Annotated in this window: 18 protein-coding genes and 1 riboswitch; of the genes, 15 read left to right on the top strand and 3 right to left on the bottom strand. The window is 56.7% G+C overall.

The genetic code is table 11. The annotated features are described in order from the left end of the window. Positions 1-22 precede the first annotated feature (22 nt). The 6 genes from MOST_RS01270 to holA all read left to right on the top strand — a co-directional run bounded on the left by MOST_RS01270 (position 23) and on the right by holA (position 8,249). Positions 23-997, top strand: a complete 975-nt coding sequence (locus tag MOST_RS01270; RefSeq protein ID WP_054937308.1) for a tripartite tricarboxylate transporter substrate binding protein — start codon at positions 23-25, stop codon at positions 995-997. Positions 998-1,068: 71 nt separating this feature from the next. Further along, positions 1,069-2,001, top strand: a complete 933-nt coding sequence (locus MOST_RS01265; protein WP_054937307.1) for a hydroxyacid dehydrogenase — start codon at positions 1,069-1,071, stop codon at positions 1,999-2,001. Positions 2,002-2,020: 19 nt separating this feature from the next. Further along, positions 2,021-3,076 (top strand): Ldh family oxidoreductase, encoded by a 1,056-nt coding sequence (locus MOST_RS01260; protein WP_054937306.1) that lies wholly within the window; start codon positions 2,021-2,023, stop codon positions 3,074-3,076. A 66-nt stretch (positions 3,077-3,142) separates the two neighbouring features. Then, the gene (locus MOST_RS01255) at positions 3,143-5,539 is read left to right on the top strand and encodes a DNA internalization-related competence protein ComEC/Rec2 (protein ID WP_054937305.1); all 2,397 of its coding nucleotides are present in this window, start codon (positions 3,143-3,145) and stop codon (positions 5,537-5,539) included. Positions 5,540-5,711: 172 nt separating this feature from the next. Beyond that, positions 5,712-5,817, top strand: a riboswitch (TPP riboswitch). A 56-nt stretch (positions 5,818-5,873) separates the two neighbouring features. Then, on the top strand, positions 5,874-7,172 hold the full coding sequence (thiC, locus tag MOST_RS01250; protein WP_054937304.1) for a phosphomethylpyrimidine synthase ThiC: 1,299 nt from the start codon (positions 5,874-5,876) through the stop codon (positions 7,170-7,172). Between the two features lie 81 nt (positions 7,173-7,253). After that, the gene (gene holA, locus MOST_RS01245; protein ID WP_054937303.1) at positions 7,254-8,249 is read left to right on the top strand and encodes a DNA polymerase III subunit delta; all 996 of its coding nucleotides are present in this window, start codon (positions 7,254-7,256) and stop codon (positions 8,247-8,249) included. Between the two features lie 13 nt (positions 8,250-8,262). On the opposite strand, the gene MOST_RS01240 is transcribed toward holA, so the two are convergent. The 3 genes from MOST_RS01240 to spoIIP all read right to left on the bottom strand — a co-directional run bounded on the left by MOST_RS01240 (position 8,263) and on the right by spoIIP (position 9,994). Then, positions 8,263-8,472, bottom strand: coding sequence for a hypothetical protein (locus MOST_RS01240; protein WP_054937302.1), 210 nt, complete (start codon positions 8,470-8,472; stop codon positions 8,263-8,265). 126 nt (positions 8,473-8,598) lie between these two features. Further along, a complete protein-coding gene (gene rpsT, locus MOST_RS01235) occupies positions 8,599-8,862 on the bottom strand; it encodes a 30S ribosomal protein S20 (RefSeq protein WP_054937301.1) in 264 nt (87 codons plus the stop codon). 52 nt (positions 8,863-8,914) lie between these two features. Beyond that, positions 8,915-9,994, bottom strand: coding sequence for a stage II sporulation protein P (spoIIP, locus tag MOST_RS01230; RefSeq protein WP_054937300.1), 1,080 nt, complete (start codon positions 9,992-9,994; stop codon positions 8,915-8,917). Between the two features lie 68 nt (positions 9,995-10,062). On the opposite strand from spoIIP, the gene larB reads away from it, so the two are divergent. The 9 genes from larB to MOST_RS01185 all read left to right on the top strand — a co-directional run bounded on the left by larB (position 10,063) and on the right by MOST_RS01185 (position 20,238). Beyond that, positions 10,063-10,818, top strand: coding sequence for a nickel pincer cofactor biosynthesis protein LarB (gene larB / locus MOST_RS01225; RefSeq protein ID WP_054937299.1), 756 nt, complete (start codon positions 10,063-10,065; stop codon positions 10,816-10,818). Positions 10,819-10,870: 52 nt separating this feature from the next. Further along, positions 10,871-11,209: a phage holin family protein gene (locus MOST_RS01220; RefSeq protein WP_054937298.1), complete on the top strand. Its 339-nt coding sequence runs from the start codon at positions 10,871-10,873 to the stop codon at positions 11,207-11,209. Positions 11,210-11,319: 110 nt separating this feature from the next. Next, a complete protein-coding gene (gene lepA, locus MOST_RS01215; protein WP_054937297.1) occupies positions 11,320-13,125 on the top strand; it encodes a translation elongation factor 4 in 1,806 nt (601 codons plus the stop codon). A 178-nt stretch (positions 13,126-13,303) separates the two neighbouring features. Beyond that, on the top strand, positions 13,304-14,467 hold the full coding sequence (gene hemW / locus MOST_RS01210; protein ID WP_244267108.1) for a radical SAM family heme chaperone HemW: 1,164 nt from the start codon (positions 13,304-13,306) through the stop codon (positions 14,465-14,467). 96 nt (positions 14,468-14,563) lie between these two features. Continuing rightward, positions 14,564-15,598, top strand: coding sequence for a heat-inducible transcriptional repressor HrcA (hrcA, locus tag MOST_RS01205; protein ID WP_054937296.1), 1,035 nt, complete (start codon positions 14,564-14,566; stop codon positions 15,596-15,598). 76 nt (positions 15,599-15,674) lie between these two features. Beyond that, positions 15,675-16,385 (top strand): nucleotide exchange factor GrpE, encoded by a 711-nt coding sequence (gene grpE / locus MOST_RS01200; RefSeq protein ID WP_054937295.1) that lies wholly within the window; start codon positions 15,675-15,677, stop codon positions 16,383-16,385. Next, entirely contained in the window at positions 16,378-18,219 is a 1,842-nt protein-coding gene (gene dnaK, locus MOST_RS01195; protein ID WP_054937294.1) for a molecular chaperone DnaK, read from the top strand. The genes grpE and dnaK overlap by 8 nt, the downstream gene beginning before the upstream one ends. A gap of 16 nt (positions 18,220-18,235) precedes the next feature. Further along, positions 18,236-19,384, top strand: a complete 1,149-nt coding sequence (gene dnaJ / locus MOST_RS01190; RefSeq protein WP_054937293.1) for a molecular chaperone DnaJ — start codon at positions 18,236-18,238, stop codon at positions 19,382-19,384. Between the two features lie 113 nt (positions 19,385-19,497). Next, positions 19,498-20,238, top strand: a complete 741-nt coding sequence (locus MOST_RS01185; RefSeq protein WP_054937292.1) for a 16S rRNA (uracil(1498)-N(3))-methyltransferase — start codon at positions 19,498-19,500, stop codon at positions 20,236-20,238. The last annotated feature ends 360 nt before the right edge of the window (positions 20,239-20,598 follow it).

Here is a 20,598-nt window from a genome sequence, read left to right as displayed (position 1 = left end):
ACGGAAAAGGAGGTTAGTAACGATGATGCTTAAGAGGTTTGCAATTGTACTAGCATCAGTAGCTCTTTTGGGAGTCGGGTTGGTTCTCGGGGGTTGTGCGAAGAGTGAAAAATCTTTTCCAAAGGGAGATATTACAATAGTGGTTCCCTTCGGTGCGGGAGGCGGAACCGATCAGGTAGCCCGGGTACTCGGAGACCTTGTTGACAAGGCCATCGAGCCTGCAGTTGTGATTGTAAACAAGACTGGTGGAGCCGGAGCAGTGGGCCTTACGGAAGTTTCTAAAGCCCAACCCGATGGATACACGTTGGTACTAATGACTTCTAACATTTCGACGCTCAAATGGACAGGCCATAGTAAACTGACCTACAAAGATTTTGAACCTATCTGTGCTGTAAACTACGATGCGCCTGCCCTTATCGTAAGAAGTGATTCACCATGGAAGTCCTATGAAGACTTTGCTAAGACGGCAAAGGAACGTACTGTGCGCGTAGCTACCGGTGCTCCTGGTGGGTTATGGCAAGCTGGTGCTCTGGTATTAGCCAAGCGAGCAGGTCTTCAACTAAATATTGTACCCGCGGAACAAGGGGGGGCACCTGCAGCAGTAAAGCTTCTTGGTGGTCATGTAGAAGCTATTGTAGTACCTCCGAATGAAGCAGCTTCCCAGATTGAAAGCAAGCAATTCCGGGTACTGGGTGTAATGGCGCCGGATAGGAATCCTTTCGCCCCGGACGCCCCAACTTTCAAAGAGTTAGGTCTCGATCTTGATATCCGATCAGTAAGAGGTTTTTTAGCACCTAAAGGAACACCTGCGGAAGTAATAAAGACCCTCGAGGAGCTATTCAAGACTGCTTGGAATAGTAAAGAGTACCAAGATTATATGAAGAAAACAGGTTCAAATACTATATGGATGGGCACCCAGGAATATATTTCGCATCTGACTTCAGAGTACGAGAAGTATCATGCGTTGCTTAAAGAAACCGGATTGGCCAAAGAATAAAAAAGGTAGCACCCGGAGGGAAACCACCGGGTGTCTTACTTAGAACCTGAACCTTTTTGGGAGAGACGGTTATGAAAACGGTACTTGTAACAGGTAAAATTGCTGAGGTTGGGCTAAGGAGTTTGAAAGAATTTGCCCAAGTTAAAGTTCTTGAAAATCCTACCTCCGAGCTAATTGCAGAGGGCATTGCGGATGCTGATGCGGTGCTTCACAAGATAGGTAAATTAACTGGAAAAGTTCTTAACAAGGCTAAGAAGCTAAAGATAATAGCCAGACACGGGGTGGGTCTTGATGACATCGACCTAGATTATGTTAGGCAGCAAGGTATCTGGTTGACGATAACAGTTGATGCAAACACCAATGCAGTAGCCGAGTACACTATTGGGCTTATTTTAGCTGCAGCTAGAAACATTGTCAGTGCCCATCTTGACCTTTCTTTGCGGAAGAAGTGGGACCGGGAGAGTTTAATGGGAGAAGAATTATGGGGCAAAACATTAGGCTTAATAGGCTACGGTAAAATAGGGAAAAGAGTGGCTGAACTGGTGCAAAGTTTTGGTATGCGAGTTGTGGCGTATGATCCCTACAGCAACAATAAAATAAAAGGAGTTGAGTTTTTGTCTTTAATAGATACAGTTCGTAAGGCTGATTTTCTATCTATTCATTGTCCCCTTACAGAGGAGACCAGGGGTTTGATTAACAGTGAAGTGCTATCATTTATGAAACCCTCGGCATTCCTAATAAATACAGCACGGGGAGGCATCGTAGAAGAGGAGACTCTTATAGAAGTATTGGAAAATCATAAGATACGGGGAGCAGCCTTAGATGTTTATTCCTTGGAGCCAGTTGATATGCGCAATCGGCTTCTAGAGTTGGACAACGTGATAACCACACCACATATTGCCGCAATGAGCAAACAAGCTCAGGAAAAGATGGCGATAATGGCTGCAGACGAGATAAAACGGGTGCTAGTAGAAGGCCAGAAGCCAGTATTTTCGGTGTGGTAAAAGTGAAGGAGGTCCGGTCATGGGTAAACAGATAACTGCCAAATTCGAGGCACTCCATCAATTTTGTGTTAATGCTATTAAAGCTGTAGGAGCTGGAGAGGAGATAGCGCATATTGTAGCAGACGTGCTGCTGGAAGCCGATTTAAGGGGTATAAGCTCTCATGGCATATCGCGCTTGCCTGTCTACATCAAGCGTATTAAACTTGGTTTGATGGATGCCGATGCCATGCCTAATATTGTAAAGGAAACCCTGTGTACTGCGTTGCTTGATGGAAATAATGGGTTTGGCCAGGTAGGGGCGTTTAAAGGAATGGAGTTGTGTATAAAAAAAGCAAAAGAAACTGGTGTTGGAATCGCGGGGGTACGCAATACCAATCACATAGGTATGGCCGGCTATTATGCCATGATGGCCATGAAAGAACAAATGATAGGCATGGTACTCGCTAACGCTTCTGCACATATGCCGGCCTGGGGTGGACTGAAGGCGTGTTTGGGAACAAATCCCATAGCCATCGCCATTCCTGGGGGAAAGCAGCCTTCTGTAGTAGTTGATATGGCCACAAGTGCCGCTGCGCGCGGTAAGATTATCATGGCCGCGCGGCGCGGTGAACCTATACCCCCTGGCTGGGCGATTGATAAGGAAGGTAGGCCAACACAGGATGCCAACAAGGCCCTGGAAGGGTTTATATTGCCACTCGGGGGACCTAAAGGTTATGGGTTATCTCTGGTAATTGACGTTCTTGCCGGTGTCTTGACGGGGGCTCTATTTGGTAGCCGTATTCCTTCCATGACCAGCGATTGGACACGACCGCTTAATTGTGGCGTTTGGCTGCTCGCCTTTAGAATAGATAACTTTGTGGAGGTTGAAGAATTTGCAGTACGCTATGACACCTTAATAGCAGACGTGAAGGATTCACCGCTTGCACCGGGCTTTGAAAAGATATACGTTCCTGGCGAAATTGAAATGGAAACGCGAGAGGAACGTTTGCGCTCAGGGATTCCACTAGATGAAGAAGTTATGCAGGAACTTAAGAATGTGTCAGAAACTACAGGTGTTCCCCTAATAACATATTAGTTGCGTACCGTGGGATATGACCCTTAGGCAGCAGGAATTTTAACCTATCCTGGCGAAATTTCCCTTATGATTGATGCACCTTTAGTCCGGGCTACCCTGGCGTTTATATGCGGGTTGCTGCTGGCCTCACGAATAACAGTGGGGCCAGTTTGGCCCCTTGCCCTGGCTGTAATCCTCTTGACGCTGGCTTACCTGTTCCGGCAGCCACCGCGGCGGGGAGAGTGGCAGGTATTTCTCCTGGCGGGTTTTATTGCCCTGGGCCTCTTGATCAGCACCTGGGATAGCAGCCATCACCAGAGCCAGCTTACAGGCGACCGCGAGACCTTCCTCGACCTGACCGGTGTGGTAATAGAGGAACCCCGGGTTTACGCCAACCGGGTCGTCTATACGCTGGCGGCCCGGGAGATAAGGCAGGGAGACTACCATAAAAGGGTAAGGGAAAAGGTACAGGTTGTTCTTTACCGGCCGGCAAAAGGCGGGGAACCTGTACTTTACCGTTACGGTGATGTCCTTCGCGTCCACGGCCAGCTGGCGGCCCCGCCGGCAGCCCGCAATCCCGGTGAATTAGACTACCGCGCTTACCTGGCGCGGCAGTATATTTACAACCGGATGGTAATAAGTGACCCGCGGTCCATAGTCAAACTGGGAACTGAGCCGGGCAATCCCCTGGTGCGCCTGGCCTTGGCGGCTAAAGCCAGGGTAAAAACAGCAATCACCGCCGCCCTGCCGCCGCGCCAGGCAGGGATCCTGTCTGCCCTCCTTTTTGGGGATGTTAATGAGTTAACAGATACTGACAGTGATACCTTCAAAACCCTGGGGGTCTTTCATTTCTTTGCCGTTAGCGGCTCCAATACGGCCCTTGTTTTACTTATACTGATGGCCATAGCCGGCCTGCTGGGTCTTAAGCCAGGAGCAGCAGTGGTCCTTGGGCTGGCGGGGCTGGTCTTTTATGCCGCCGTCACCGGTTTTACCCCCTCTGTCAACCGGGCCAGCATCATGGCCGGCCTGGGGTTGATAGCCTATCTTCGCCGGGAGCGGCGGGACTTTTACACCGCCCTGGCCCTGGCGGCCCTGGTAATCTTGCTCTTCCGCCCTCGTTCCCTGTATGACAGCGGCTTCCAGCTGTCCTTTGCCGCCGCCTGGGGCATTGTTTATTTTTATCCTTTGCTGGATGACCTCCTGGCCTGGCTCCCTGCCTGGCGGGCTTACCTGGTGGTCCCCCTGGCAGCACAACTCGCCACCCTGCCCCTGGTGGCTTATTATTTTAGCTTTGTCTCCCTCTTGAGCCTCCCGGCCAACCTGGTAACTGCCGGCCTGGTAGGGGTCATTGTCACCCTGGGGCTGGCTGCCTCTACCCTGGCCCTCATCACACCAGCCCCGGCAGTCATGATATTTGCCGCCCTGGGAGCCCTGGTAAACCTGCTCCTGGCCTTCCTGGAACGCCTGGCCGGCCTACCGGGCATCACTATACCTCTAGCCACACCTTCACCCCTGGCCGTGGCCGGCTATTACCTGGCCCTTATCCTCTGGCGGGAAATATGGCTGCGCCGCCATGAACCCCGCTGGCAGGCTTTGTGGCAGTGGCACCGCCGCGAGCTGGGCCTGCTGGCTCTCCTTACCCTGGCCACCCTCCTAATTTTTCTTTATTCTCCCGGCCGGCAGGAGGAACTCAAGGTAACCTTTATTGACGTCGGCCAGGGGGACGCCATTTATCTGGCCACCCCTGCCGGCCGGCACCTCCTGGTTGACGGCGGCGGCCGTCCTTACGATCAGGGCGATTTTGATGTCGGGGAAAGGGTGGTGGTACCTTTTCTCCACCGCCAGGGGGTACGGCACCTGGATGTGGTGGTCAGCACCCACCCTGATGCCGATCATATGGGCGGTCTCACGGCTGTAGTCCGGGAAATACCGGTGTCCCTGGTGGTCGTCCCGCCCCTCCGCAGGGCCATGCTGGACGCCTACCGTCCCTTCCTGGCAGAACTCCAGGCCAGGGGGATCCCCTGGCAGGAAGCCGGCCGTGGCGATGCCCTGGCCCTGGACCCGGGTCTCAATATCCAGGTCCTGCACCCCGGCCGGGAAATCAGCGGCAGCAACTCCGACAGCAATAACAACTCCCTGGTGCTGAAGGTAATTTACCGGCAGTTCAGCTTGCTCCTGAGTGCCGATATCGAGGCAGAAGCCATGGCCGATCTTAAGGCTAGCGGGGCAGACGTCCGCAGCACCGTTTTCAAAGTGCCCCACCACGGCAGCCGCTACGGCCTGGAACGGGAGTTTTTAAAAGAGGTGGCCCCGCAGGTGGTGGTGATCCCCGTCGGGGAGAAGAATAATTTCGGCCACCCGGCGCCGGAAGTATTAAGCTACTGGCAGGAGCAGGGCGTTCCCGTCTACCGTACCGACAGGCAGGGGGCGATTATTATCAAAAGCGATGGGGAACACTGGCAGGTTAACACCACCATCCACTAAGGGGATTTACCTGGTTGCTAAAAAGAACCATGTTTCTCAGAAGGAAATAGTTAACTAAGGTCGAATATTTTTTTATAAGGCGCGAGCAAAACAATGCCAGCCTGGGGCAAAGTTATTTTCAGGGTAGACCTTGAATTACCGGGTGCACCGGCAAGGGCCGGGTAAAACTCCATACTAACCCCGGGGGTGCCCGTGAGGGCTGAGAGGTGCGAACCGTGCACTAACCCTTGGAACCTGATCTGGGTCATACCAGCGTAGGGAAGTGGGGTCAAAGGTTTGTCAAGATCACCTGCTTGCCGCAGGTGTTTTTTATTAAAGAAGGGGGTAAACGCAAATGACGCAAATAGAGGCGGCCCGGGTGGGCCAGGTAACGCGGGCCATGGAAAAGGTAGCGGCGAAGGAAGGTATCCGGGTAGAAGACCTGATGGCGGCGGTGGCTGCCGGCCGGGTGGTGATCCCGGCCAATAAAAATCACCGCAACCTGGAACCCTGCGGCATTGGTAAAGGCTTAAGGACCAAGGTCAATGCCAACCTGGGGACTTCCACGGCCTACCCGGATATCGAGCCGGAACTGGAAAAGCTTAGAGAAGCCCTGGACGCCGGTGCCGATGCCGTCATGGATTTAAGCACCGGTGGCGATATTAACGAGTGCCGGCGGCAAATTATTGCCCATTCCCCGGTTGCCGTCGGCACGGTGCCCATCTACCAGGCCACGGTGGAGGCCCAGGAAAAATACGGCGCCCTGGTGGAGATGACGGCCGAGGATTTATTTAAAGTAATCGAAATGCAGGCCGAAGACGGGGTGGACTTTATCACCGTCCACTGCGGCGTTACCCTGGAAGTGGTAGACCGCCTGCGGCGGGAAGGGCGCCTCACCGACATTGTCAGCCGGGGTGGCTCTTTCCTGACAGGATGGATGCTGCACCACGGGGAAGAGAATCCCCTCTATGCCCAGTACGACCGCCTGCTGGAGATTGCCCGCCGTTATGATGTCACCTTGAGCCTGGGCGACGGTCTCCGTCCCGGCTGCCTGGCCGATGCTACCGACCGGGCCCAGATCCAGGAGTTAATTATCCTGGGTGAACTGGTAGACCGGGCCCGGGAAGCGGGCGTGCAGGCCATGGTCGAAGGGCCGGGACACGTACCCTTAAACCAGGTCCAGGCCAACATCCTGCTGGAGAAAAGGCTCTGCCATGAGGCGCCCTTCTATGTCCTCGGCCCCCTGGTAACCGATGTCGCCCCGGGCTACGATCATATTACGGCGGCCATTGGCGGCGCCCTGGCAGCAGCGACGGGAGCGGACTTCATCTGCTATGTCACCCCGGCCGAGCACCTGGGCCTGCCCACCCTGGCTGACGTTCGGGAAGGGGTAATTGCCGCCCGTATTGCCGGCCATGCCGCCGACCTGGCCAAAGGTATCTCCGGGGCTTGGGAATGGGACCGAGAGATGGCCCGCGCCCGTAAGGCCCTGGACTGGGAGCGCCAGCTGGAGCTGGCCATTGATCCCAAAAAGGCGCGGCAGTATCGCCAGAACCGCAATGAAGCTACCGCCGTTGCCTGTTCTATGTGCGGCGACTTTTGTGCCATGCGCCTGGTGGGAGAGTACCTGGGCAAGCCGGTAGAAAAGTGCTAAAATGAAGGGAGAACCTTTTGGGGGCCAGCGCCCCTAGCAAAGGTTTCCCCATAGGGATTCGTGCCAGGGAGGACTTATCATTTGGACTGGCAGGAACTGGACAGGGAACTGGAACAAGGTAAGATAGCCCCGGTATATCTCTTTTATGGTAACGAAAGTTATCTCCTGGAACGGGCCTTAAAAACCCTGCAGGAAAAGCTGGTCCCGGCGGAAGCGGCGGCCTTTGATTACCAGGAACTGGACGGCAGGGAGCTAACAGCCGGAAAGATAGTCCTGCTGGCCACTACCCTACCGGCCCTGGTGCCCAGACGCCTGGTGGTAGTAAAGGACCCGGCGACAGAAATATTGAAGGCCGGGGAGGGTGACCTCCTGGCCTACCTGGAAAACCCGGCCCCGACGACCTGCCTGGTACTGGCAGTTAATGGCGGTATCGATAAACGCTTGAAGCTAGTGAAGCTAATCCAGCAGACCGGCCGGGTGGTAGAATTTTTACCCCTTAAGGCAGCGGAACTGGAAAAATGGTTACAGCGGGAGGCCCGGGAGCAGGGTTATAATTTACACCCGGCGGCTGCCCGGGCCCTGGCCCAGGCCGGCGGGGGAGACCTGCGCCTGGCCAGGAATGAGTTATATAAAGTAATGACCTATACCGGGCAGCCGGGTACCATTACACCGGCAGATGTTGAGGTCCTGGTACCGGCCGCGGCTGCGGAAGCTACCATCTTCCAGTTAGTAGACGCCCTGGGGAACCGCAATGCCATCCTGGCCATTAACTCCTTGCGCCGGCTGCTGGAAAGGGGCGAAGCCCCCTTAAGCATTTTGGCCATGCTGGCCCGCCAGTTGCGCCTGATTTACCAGTACCACCTGGCGGCGGATAAACGCGAGCTGGCCGCCAGGCTGGGAGTAAGACCCTTTGTCGTCCAGAAGGTGGCTGCCCAGGCCCGCAATTTTTCCCTGCCTGCTGCCGCGCAGGCCCTGGAGGAATTATTAAAGGTAGATACCGGGATCAAGACCGGGCAGGGTGGAGCCGGCCCCCTGCTGGAAAAAGCCATCTGGACTATTATTAAAGGGGAGCATTAATGCTCCCCCAGCTTTACTCTTCACCAGCGGGTCGCTTCTGGTCCCTTCCCCGGACTGCTCCGGCTCCGGCAGTACCCCTGACGGTACCGGCTGCTCTAGTACCAGGGGTCGCAATTTCGGTAGCAAATTCATAGGCGGTACCCGGGGTACCTTCCGCAGCAATGCCCTTCCGGTTGGCTTCTTTTTCCGGCCGCTCTTTAGCGGTGCCAGGTTTTTCCGGCATAAATTAAAGTCCCCCCTTTCTGCAAGCCTGTTTTTATTATGGCATAATGAAGGGGGGAAAATTCCGGGTAAATTAAAAACCCCCTGTCAATGCCGGGGGTTATGTTGCTAAAATTAAGCCATGGGATTAAGCAGACGTTTTGTTAAACAGGCGCTGCAGCCTTGATTTTTTCCGGGCGGCAGTGTTCGGGTGGAGAACCCCTTTAGTAACGGCTTTATCGATGGTGCGAATGGCCTGGCGCAAGTTTTCGGCAGCGGCACTATCGCCCTGTTCGAGGGCCGTCCGGAATTTTTTGATGGCCGTTTTCACGCGGGATTTGACGGCCTTGTTGCGCTCGGTACGAATGCGGGTCAGCTCTACACGTTTAATGGCCGACTTAATGTTGGGCATCCCAGCTCACCTCCCGCCTTATTTTATCATGGTAACCTGGTAAAAGCAACATTTAACCGGATTTAGCCGGGTTCTCCCGCCGCAGGTCTTCGATAACTCCCCCCAGGACCCTGGCTACCAGGCGGGCGGAGCGTTCCGCCTCTTCCAGGGTATTATTATCGCTGCCAATTTCTAAGAGCAGGGCCCGGGGCAGGAGGTGCTGGTTGTAGCGGCCTTCCTGGACCCGGACACCCAGACATAAACCGGGATAAAGTTCGTCCATTTTTTTAGCCAGCCGGTGGGCAAAGGCCTCATTCTGGCGCCAGTTGGGGTGTTCCAGACGGGCATTGCTGCCTACGATAATGAGCACCTGGGCGACTTTCTGGTTGTCAATTTCCACTACCGGTGGTGCCGGCAGACCGGCGTTGCGGTGGATATCCAGGGCCACCAGGACGGAAGGGTTTTCCGCCAGCATTCTTTTCAGGGTTTTTTCGGAGTTGGCATAGGACCTGGTAAAGTCGGGATAATCATGGATGGTAGTTGAACGCACTACCGGGATGCCGTAATCTTTGCTTAAAGTTTCGGCCAGGACCGCCGCCACCTGGCTCACACCGCCGTTTTTCCCGGGAAATTTAGCCTGACCCTCACTCGGCTGGTAGGATTCCGCATTGTGGGTGTTGTATATAGCAACCAGGGGGTTTTGAGCGCTGGCGATCTCCCATTCTGCCGGCGCTGGCGGTACACTTTCCTCCGGCAGCGGCTGGGGCAACTCATACTCTTCCTCGGTAGTCAACAAGCGCGTTACCCCGGTACCACCGGGGAAAACTACCAGGGGTGAGGCCAGGACCTGGACGGCAGCCGCCAGGGCTTCGCTGGAATTATCTTGCGGGCTGTTGGCCGCGCGTAAAGCAAGGGCCGGCAGGCCCTCGCTTAAAATGCCTTCCAGCAGGGGCAGCGGTAACCAGGCAGAATAACCGGGTACTCCCAGGGATAGCTGGCGGCCGGCTTTAATCAAACGCCAGGTACCGGTAACCAGGGAAAAAATAACCACCACTGCCACGAGAACTTTTACCAGGCGGGATAGAAAGATCCTGGCCTGCCAGCGGGTAATAACGTGAATCCGCAACCTTTCCGCCCCCTTGCTGGTAGCCATTTTATTCCTCCGCGGGATAATTTAGACCTGGGGAGGGACCACGAGGGGCAATGTTAGGAGGCTGAGCAGTGACTGAGGCCCAACTCAAGGATCTTTTGCAGGCCTATAAAGCCGGACAGGTTGACCTGGACACGGTTATGGGGCATTTAAAAACTTTAAAGGAAGAAGACCTGGGCTTTGCCAAGGTCGATCATCACCGTGCCTTAAGGAACGGCTTCCCGGAGGTTATTTTCGGCCAGGGTAAAACAAAGGAACATGTGGCGGCCATTGCCTCCCGCCTGGCAGCCGCCGGCTCAACGGTCCTCGTAACCAGGACTACCAGGGAAGTATACCAGGAGGTTGCCGCCCGCTTGCCGGCGGCCGAATTTAACGAACTGGCCCGGACCATCGTCGTGGCTGCTGGGGAGATCAGGCCTACCGGCGGTCGCGTGGCGGTTTTAAGCGCCGGGACGGCCGACCTGCCTGTGGCCGAAGAAGCAGCGGTGACGGCGGCGGTAATGGGCAATGAGGTCGAGAGAATTTACGATGTCGGCGTGGCCGGCATCCACCGCCTGCTGGGGCGAGTGGATCTGGTACGCCGGGCCGATGTGGTTATTGTCGTCGCGGGCATGGAAGGCGCCCTGGCCAGCGTCGTGGCCGGCCTGGTAGACCGGCCGGTGATTGCCGTGCCGACAAGCATCGGTTATGGGGCGAGTTTCGGCGGGCTGGCCGCCCTGCTGACCATGCTCAACAGCTGTGCTGCCGGCATCGGCGTCGTTAATATTGACAACGGTTTTGGCGCTGCGGCCCTGGCCACGGCTATCACCCGCCTGAAAAAAGTATAATTTACCTCCTTTTTGGGCAATGCTATAGGCGAACCCGTAGGAGGTGATAAATATGACTAATTGGGTAGGCGCCGTTGTCCGCTTTGTTGTCTCGGCCCTGGTGCTGATGCTGGTAGGTTTTATCCTTCCCGGCATTAGAGTAGCAGGTTTCACCGGTGCCCTGATTGCGGCCGTCGTTATAGCCATCCTGGGCTGGCTGGCAGAAGCCGTCCTTGGCAAACGGATTTCCCCCCATGGTCGCGGCATTGTCGGCTTTATCGTCGCGGCAATAGTAATCTATCTGGCTCAATTTATTGTACCCGCCTACTTAAGCGTGAATATCCTGGGTGCTTTACTGGCGGCTCTAGTTATCGGTGTAATTGATGCCTTTGTCCCTACCGAGCTGCGCTAGGAAATGAGCTGCCGGGCGGGCCGGGCTTTTAGCCCGGCCCGCTTTCTGTTATAATAAAGCCGTCCACCAGATGCATCTGGCTTCCGATTTGCGGGGGAGGAAGTTATTGAGTGACGGAGCAAAAAAATATCCGTAATTTCTGCATCATTGCCCATATTGACCACGGCAAGTCCACCTTGGCCGACCGCCTCCTGGAGTATACCGGCGCTTTGAGCAAGCGGGAGATGGTGGACCAGGTCCTGGATACCATGGAACTGGAACGGGAGCGCGGCATCACCATCAAGCTCCAGGCGGTCCGCCTGAACTATAGAGCCCGGGACGGCCGGGAATATGTTTTAAACTTGATTGACACCCCGGGGCACGTAGACTTTACCTATGAAGTATCCCGGAGCCTGGCGGCCTGTGAAGGTGCCCTGCTGGTGGTTGACGCTGCCCAGGGCATTGAGGCCCAGACCCTGGCCAATGTTTACCTCGCCCTGGAACACAACCTGGAAATTATCCCGGTTATCAATAAAATCGATCTGCCCAATGCCGAGCCGGAACGGGTACGCCGCGAGATAGAAGACGTCATCGGCCTGGACGCCGGTGAAGCCATCCTGGCCTCGGCTAAAACCGGGGTGGGGACGGAAGAGATCCTGGAGGCCATCGTCAGGCGCATTCCTCCGCCCCGGGGCGACCGGGAAGCGCCCTTAAAGGCGCTGATTTTTGATTCCATCTTTGATAGCTACCGGGGGGCTATCCCCTATATACGGATTGTCGAGGGCCAGGTGCAAAAGGGCGACCGCATCCGTTTCATGGCTACGGGGGCCGAATTTGAAGTTAATGAGGTGGGCATTTTCACCCCGGCGCCGCGGCAGGTCACAACACTAGCCGCCGGCGAGGTGGGCTTTCTCTCCGCCAGCATTAAAAATGTCAAGGATACCCGGGTCGGCGACACCATCACCAGCGCCACCCGGCCGGCCAGGGAACCCTTGCCGGGCTACCGCAAGGTTATGCCCATGGTTTACTGCGGCCTGTTCCCGGTGGACTCGGAACAATTTGACAACCTGCGGGATGCCCTGGAAAAGCTACAGTTAAATGACGCCTCATTAAGCTTTGAGCCGGAAACCTCGGTGGCCCTGGGTTTCGGCTTTCGCTGTGGCTTCCTGGGGCTCCTGCACATGGAGATTATCCAGGAGCGGCTGGAAAGGGAGTACGGCCTGGAACTCATAACTACCGCGCCCAGCGTAGTCTACCGGGTGGTGCGGACGGACGGCGGGGTGGAGATGATTGACAATCCCACCGCCCTGCCGGCACCAAACTTGATTGACCATATTGAGGAGCCCTATGTCGAGGCCACCATTATGACGCCCAGGGAATATGTAGGCCCGGTAATGGAACTTTGCCAGGAAAAACGCGGTACTTTCCTTAATATGGATTACCTTTCGGAGAAAAGGGTGGCTTTAAAATACGACCTGCCCCTGGCGGAAATTATCTACGACTTCTTCGACCAGCTTAAGAGCCGGACGCGGGGCTATGCCTCCCTGGATTATGAAGTCAAGGGCTACCGGCCGGCGGAGCTGGTAAAGATGGATATCCTTATTAATAATGAAGTAGTGGATGCCCTGTCGGTAATCACCCACCGGGACCAGGCCTACCACCGTGGCCGGGCCCTGGTGGAACGCCTGCGCCAGCTGATCCCCCGGCAGCTCTTTGACGTGCCCATCCAGGCCGCCATCGGCAGCCGGGTCATCGCCCGGGAAACCATCCCGGCGCTGCGCAAAAACGTCCTGGCCAAGTGTTACGGCGGCGATGTGACGCGGAAGCGCAAGCTCCTGGAGAAACAAAAGGAAGGCAAGAAGCGCATGAAACAGGTGGGCACGGTGGACATCCCCCAGGAGGCCTTTATGGCCGTGCTGAAGGTAGGGAAGTCGTAGGCCTATGGCTGGCTTTAGTTTGGAGCGAGCGACTTGGCCCGAGCGGCGAATTGGCCTTGGTGAAGCCGAAGAGCGAAGGCGGGGCCGAGGACAGCAAGGCCTTCGGCCGGCCCCTTTGAGGCAAGGACGCCGAATAGGCCGGGAACCCCGCCTGAGCCTGAGGCTGAACCGTAGGCCAATCCGCAAGGGCCAGGGAGCGAGCGAAAACAAAGCCAGCTCCATCTACATCCATATCCCCTTCTGTGTCCGCAAATGCCATTACTGCGACTTCGTTTCCTATCCAGGCCAGTCACCGGAGGAAATGGCCGCCTACTGCCGGGACCTGGAGCGGGAAATGGCTCTGGTGTCCCAGAAGTGGCAACCGGGGCCGGCGGCCACTTTTTATATCGGCGGCGGTACCCCGACCCTGCTCCCCGCCCGGGATCTGGAGCAGGTCCTGGAGGCAGCGGCCCGCTGCTTCGGCCGGGAGCCGGGGGCGGAAGTTTCTATAGAGGCCAACCCCGGCACGGTGGATGGAGCTAAACTCCGGGACCTGCGGGCCGCCGGGGTGAACCGCCTCTCCCTGGGAGCCCAGGCCTTTGACGACGACCTCCTCGGTGCCATGGGCCGCATCCACCGGCGCCGGGACATCTACCAGGCCTGCGAGCTGGCGCGCCGGGCCGGCTTTAGCAACATCAACCTGGACCTGATCTTCGGCCTGCCGGGCCAGACCCTGGACGGCTGGCGGGCTACTTTAAAAGAAGCCGTTGCCCTCCAGCCCGAGCATATTGCCGCTTACAGCCTCCAGGTGGAGGAAGGTACGCCCTGGGGTAACCTGGCGGCTGCCGGTGAGTTACCCTTGCCCGGGGAAGAACTGGAACTGGCCATGTACCAGGAAGCCCGGGTTATCCTTACGGCTGCCGGTTACCGGCAGTATGAAATATCCAACTTCGCCCGGCCGGGGTACCAGTGCCGCCACAACCTCACTTACTGGTTAAACCAGCCCTACCTGGGCCTGGGGGTGGCCGCAGCCTCCTCCTGGCAGGGCCAGCGCTGGCAGAATTATAGCGACCTGCACCAGTACCGGCACACCTTATCCCGCGGCCAGCTGCCCCGGGCGGAAATAGAAACCTTAACGCCCCGCCAGCAGATGGCTGAAACCATGTTTATGGGCCTTCGCCTGCTGGCCGGCGTCGACTTGCAGGCCTTCCGGCAGCGTTTCGAGATTGACGCCCGGGAGATTTATGCCCGGGAACTGGACCGGCTCTACCAGGCAGGACTGGTAGAGGAAAAAAACGGCCATTTAAGGCTCACCGAAAAAGGTTTGCCCCTGGCCAATGAAGTTTTTGTGCAGTTTGTCTAGCCCTTACTTTCCCTTGACAAAACTAAAGGCGGGTGGTATGTTTTAAGTAAGCTCTTAGCACTCTGGCCTTAAGAGTGCTAATAAGAAGGTGAGAACATGCGGATGGATGAGCGGAAAAAACAGGTCCTTGCCGCCATTGTCCAGGATTATATCCTTACCGGCGAACCGGTAGGCTCGCGCACCATTGCCCGGCGGTACAACCTGGGGGTAAGTCCGGCCACCATCCGGAATGAGATGGCCGACCTGGAGGAAATGGGCTTGCTGGAGCAACCCCATACCTCGGCCGGCCGTATACCTTCGGACTACGGTTATCGTTACTACGTTGACTGCCTTATGGAGCCGGAAAAATTAACCCCGGCGGAAGAAGAATACGTGCGCCAGCGCTATAACCAAAAAATGCTGGAAATCGAGCAGGTCCTGGAGGAAACGGCCCGTTTACTTTCCGAGATGACCGCCTATACGGCAATTGCCCTGGGACCAAACCAGAACAATGCCATCCTGGAGCAGGTGCAGATTTTACCTGTCCATTCAACCAACAAGGCCCTGCTGGTGGCAGTTACCAGCACCGGTATGGTTGAGCACCGGATCTTTACCATTCCCGGCAATGTAACCACGGAGGATCTTACCCGTATCTCCCGGGTTCTCAATGCCAGCCTGCAGGGTATAGCCCTGGAAGAGCTGCGCCAGGCGGTATTGAGGGATATCTACCGGGAAGTAGCCCAGCACCGGGGTTTAATCAAACAGGTGATTGACCTTTTGCAACAAATCCTGGCCCTGGAAGGCAGCGAGAAGGTTTACCTGGAAGGCATCCTCAACATTTTAAGCCAGCCGGAGTTTAAAAATTTAGAGAAGGTCAAGGAAATCCTGGCTTTTCTCGAGCGGGAAGAGGCCTTGCGGCGTATTTTTAAAGCCACCCCGGGAAGCGGCCTGACTATCAGGATCGGCCAGGAGAATAAAGAAGAAGGCATTGATAAATGCAGTGTAGTAACGATTAGCTATGCCGTCGAAGGGAAAATAATGGGTAAAGTGGGCTTACTCGGACCAACGCGGATGCACTATTCCCGGGTTATATCGGTCCTCCAGTGTGTGGCCGATAGCTTATCCCGGTCCTTGACGCAATTTTACCGCTGAGTTTCAGGGCCACCTGGACCAGGCCGGTGCCTTTGGGTGCTGGCTTTTTTTACGAAGGGAGTGACCGTAAGAAGTTATGGATGCCAAACAGGATAATAAGGATAATAAAATGAATAATGGACCGGCAAGTGGGGAAAGGGAAGAAAGGCTGACTAGCCCGGGAGAACCGCCTGCCGGAGAAGCAGGGGAAGCAGCAACGCCGGAAGCCAAAGACGGCCCGGCAGGGGCCGGTGAAGAACCGGGCGAGGAAAATGAAATATTAACCCGCCTCCAGGCGGAGCTGGCCGCTAAAGAGGAAGCTTTAGCCGGGCTACAGCAGCGCTATTTGCGCCTGCAGGCCGATTTTGACAACTACCGCAAGCGTACCCGCCGCGAGCAGGAAGAACTGACCCGGCTGGCCAATGCCAGGCTCATTGAGAGCCTCTTGCCCGTCCTTGATAACCTGGAGCGGGCCCTGGCAGCAGCTGCAGGAGCGGAAAAGCAGGCCCTGGAAACCGGGGTGGAGATGACCCTGCGTCTTTTAAAAGAAATTTTAAGCCAGGAAGGGCTAATGCCCGTAGCCGCCCTGGGCCAGCCCTTTGATCCTGAAGTTCACGAAGCAGTAGCGCGGGAAGAAACACCGGAACTGGATAAAATAAACCTGGTGGTCGAAGAGTTCCGCCGGGGTTATACTTTGCATGGCAAGCTTTTACGGCCGGCCATGGTCAAAGTGGCGGTAGCGGCCGGTGCCACAGAACAGGAAACCAAACAGGAAGCTGGAGAACAGGAGGTAGATCACAATGGGTAAAGTAATCGGTATCGACCTGGGTACAACCAACTCCTGCGTAGCCGTCATGGAAGGCGGGGAAGCAGTAGTCATCCCCAATGCGGAAGGCGGCCGCACCACACCTTCAGTAGTGGCCTTTACCAAGGACGGCGAGCGGGTTGTCGGCCAGGTGGCCAAACGCCAGGCCATCACCAATCCCGACCGGACCGTTATGTCCATTAAACGCCATATGGGCACCAGCTATAAAGTAAAAATCGATGACAAGGAATATACCCCCCAGGAAATATCCGCCATGATCCTGCAAAAGCTGAAGGCCGACGCTGAGGCCTACCTGGGGGAAAAGGTGACCCAGGCGGTAATCACGGTACCGGCCTACTTCACCGACAGCCAGCGCCAGGCCACCAAAGACGCCGGCCGCATTGCCGGCCTGGAGGTACTGCGTATTATCAACGAGCCGACGGCAGCCTCCCTGGCCTACGGCCTGGATAAAGAAGAAGACCAGACCATCCTGGTTTATGACCTGGGTGGCGGTACCTTTGACGTTTCCATCCTGGAGCTGGGGGATGGCGTTTTTGAAGTCAAGGCCACCAGCGGCAATAACCGCCTGGGTGGCGATGACTTTGACCAGCGGATTATGGATTACCTGGTAGATATCTGCCGCCGGGAGCACGGGGTAGACCTGAGGCAGGATAAAATGGCCATGCAGCGTCTTAAGGAAGCGGCGGAAAAAGCTAAAATCGAGCTTTCCAGCATGACCAGCACCAACATTAACCTGCCCTTCATCTCGGCGACGCCCAACGGCCCCATCCACCTGGATGTGAATCTCACCCGGGCCAAGTTTGAAGAACTGATAGCCGACCTGGTAGAAAAGACCGTCGGTCCCACCAGGCAGGCCCTGGCTGACGCCGGGCTGGAGCCCAAGGATATTGACAAGGTGTTACTGGTAGGCGGCTCCACCAGGGTGCCCCTGGTCCAGGAGACGGTACGCAAGATTCTGGGCAAAGAGCCCCACAAGGGTATTAACCCGGATGAGTGTGTCGCCCTGGGCGCAGCCATCCAGGCCGGGGTCCTGGCCGGCGAGGTCAAGGACGTCCTGCTCCTGGATGTTACCCCGCTGTCCCTCGGCATTGAAACCCTGGGCGGCGTGTTCACGAAGATAATTGAACGCAACACCACCATTCCGACGTCCAAGAGCCAGATCTTTTCTACCGCAGCCGACAACCAGACCACGGTGGAAATCCACGTCCTCCAGGGCGAGCGGGCCATGGCCGCCGACAATAAAACCCTGGGCCGTTTCCAGCTGACGGGTATCCCGCCGGCGCCCCGGGGTGTACCCCAGATTGAAGTCAAGTTTGATATCGACGCCAACGGCATCGTGCACGTCTCGGCCAAAGACCTGGCTACCGGTAAACAGCAGGCCATAACCATTACTTCTTCCAGCGGCCTCACAGAAGAAGAAATCCAGCGCATGGTTAAGGATGCCGAGGCCTATGCCGAGAGCGACCGCAAGCGCAAAGAGGAAATTGAGACGAGGAACCAGGCGGATTCCCTCATCTACCAGGCCGACCGCACCCTGAAGGAGTTTAAAGATAAAGCCGACAAGGCCGACGTGGACCGCATCGAACAGGCGAAGAAAGAACTCCAGGACGTCCTGGACAGCAAGAATTCCGCTAAGATCAAAGAAAAGATGGAAGCCCTTTCCCAGGCCCTCTATACCCTGACCACCAAAGTGTACCAGCAGGCCGGTGCCCAGGCCGGCGGGGCCCAGGGTGGCAGCGGTTCTACCGGCGAGGCAAAACAGGACGGCAATGTCTATGATGCCGACTACAAAATCGTCGATGACGAAAAGAAATAATAACCGGTGACCAGCCATGGCTAAGCGCGATTATTACGAGGTCCTGGGGGTTTCCCGGGATGCCTCCGAGGCGGAAATCAAGAAGGCTTACCGCCAGCTGGCGCGCAAGTATCACCCGGATATGAACCCGGGGAATAAAGAAGCCGAAGAAAAGTTCAAAGAGGTCCAGGAAGCCTACGAAGTCTTGAGCGACCCGGAGAAGAGGGCCCGTTATGACCAGTTCGGCCATGCCGGCATGGAGACGGGCGGGCCCGGCTTCGGCGGCTTTGACTTCGGCGGCGCCGGTGCCGATTTCGGCACCTTTGGCGACATCTTTGACATGTTCTTTGGCGGCGGTTTTGGCCGGACAGCCAGGCGCCAGGGTCCCCAGCGGGGCGATGACCTGCGCCTGGATATAGAAATTTCCTTTGAAGAAGCTGCCTTTGGCGGGGAAAAGGAAATCGGCGTACCGCGCCAGGAAAAGTGCCCTGCCTGTGACGGCAGCGGCGCGGCGCCCGGTACCAGGCCCAGGACCTGCCCCACCTGCCACGGCACCGGGCAGGTCCGCATCTCCCAGAGTACGCCCCTGGGCCATTTCCAGACGATACGCACCTGTCACCACTGCCACGGCCAGGGGACCATTATTGAAACGCCCTGTCCCACCTGCCGCGGCCGGGGTGTGGTCCAGCGTACCCGTAAGATAAAGATCAAAATTCCCCCGGGGGTGGATACCGGTGCCCGCCTGCGCATGGCCGGCGAAGGCGAGAGCGGCATCCGCGGCGGGCCGCCGGGCGACCTCTATGTCTATATTAACGTCCGGCCCCATCCCTTTTTCCGGCGGGACGGTTATGACGTCCTCTGCGAAGTGCCGGTAACCATGGTCCAGGCGGCCCTGGGCGACAGGATCCTTGTGCCTACCCTGGACGGTAAAGCCGAACTCAATATCCCCGCCGGGACCCAGAGCGGGGCCACCTTCAGGCTGAAGGGTAAAGGCATCCCCCGCTTGAACGGCGCCGGCCGGGGTGACCAGCATGTACGGATTCATGTTGAGACACCTACCAACCTTAACGAAAAACAAAAGGAGCTGCTGCGGGAGTTTGGCCGCCTGTATGGCTGGGAACCCAAAGGCGCCAGGGAGCAGGATAAAGGCTTCTTTAAAAAAGTAAGGGACGCCTTCATGGGATGACCACATAATATCCCTGCCCGGCTACTTTAGAAAGATCTGAAACAGGTTTGCTGCAAATACTCCCCCTTTTTCTAGCTCCCACTTCTCATTTCCCATACAGGGGGTGAGCCGTTATGGCCCACCATTTTTTTCTGCCTGCCCTGATCGTTCCCGGCGAACCGGCCATCCTGGAGGGAGAAAACGCCCATCATGCCCTCCGCGTCCTGCGCTTGCGGGTGGGAGAGACCATCTCCCTGGCCGACAACAGCGGCCGGGGGTACCTGGCGGAAATCATAGCCATCCAGAAAGACCGGGTGGTCGCGGCCATCAAGACCCCCCTGGAGAGCCCGGAGCCGCGGGTAAAAGTGACCCTCTACCAGGGCTGGCCCAAAGGGGATAAAATGGATTTTATCATTGAAAAATGTACAGAATTAGGGGTAGCCCGGATTATCGTCCTGGTTACGGAACGTTCCATCCCCCGGCCGGACCCGGAGGCCTGCACCCGGCGCCGGGAACGCTGGCAGCAAAAGGCGCATGCAGCAGCCCGCCAGAGCCGCCGGCACCTGATCCCGGCGGTGGACGGCCCCCTGGAGCTGCAGGTAGCCCTGGCAGGGCTTAAACCCGGTACCCTGTTGCTGGTCCCCTGGGAAGAAGAACGCTCCCGTGACCTCAAGTCCATACTTACTGCAGTCCCGGAGGAACAGGAACTGGCCCTGCTTATTGGCCCAGAAGGGGGTTTGAGCCGGGCGGAAGTTGACCTGGCCCGTAAATTTGGGGGTTTACCCGTCACCCTGGGTCCCCGCATCTTGAGGACAGAAACGGCCGGACTGGTCTGCCTGGCCGCCGTCATGTACGCCCTGGGGGAGCTGTCATAAACCCCGCTATTGAGGCAAGCAAGACAAGATACCTATGCCGCTGGCGCGGCACTGGCAGATGGCTGAAAACAACAAGCTGGCATTTGTCGGAAGCGAGCGAGCTTCTACCGAGTGGCGAAGCGGCCCAGGCGTAGCCGAGGGATGATAAGCGGGGCCGAGGACAGCGAGGCCTTTGGCCGGATTCTAAAGGCAAGGATGCCGAATAGGCCGCCCAGCACTCACAGTAACCAAGTTACAGTAACCAGTTCTTCGGTTTATGCAGTCGCACTACCTTTGGAGGTACCTGAGTTGAGTGAGTGCTGGGCGCTCCACAAGGGCCAGGGAGCGAGCGGGACAATGCCAGCTTGTGATAGAATTATT

This window comes from Neomoorella stamsii (assembly GCF_002995805.1).
Lineage (GTDB): Bacteria > Bacillota > DSM-521 > Neomoorellales > Neomoorellaceae > Neomoorella > Neomoorella stamsii.
This window is presented reverse-complemented; position numbering and strand designations above follow the sequence as displayed.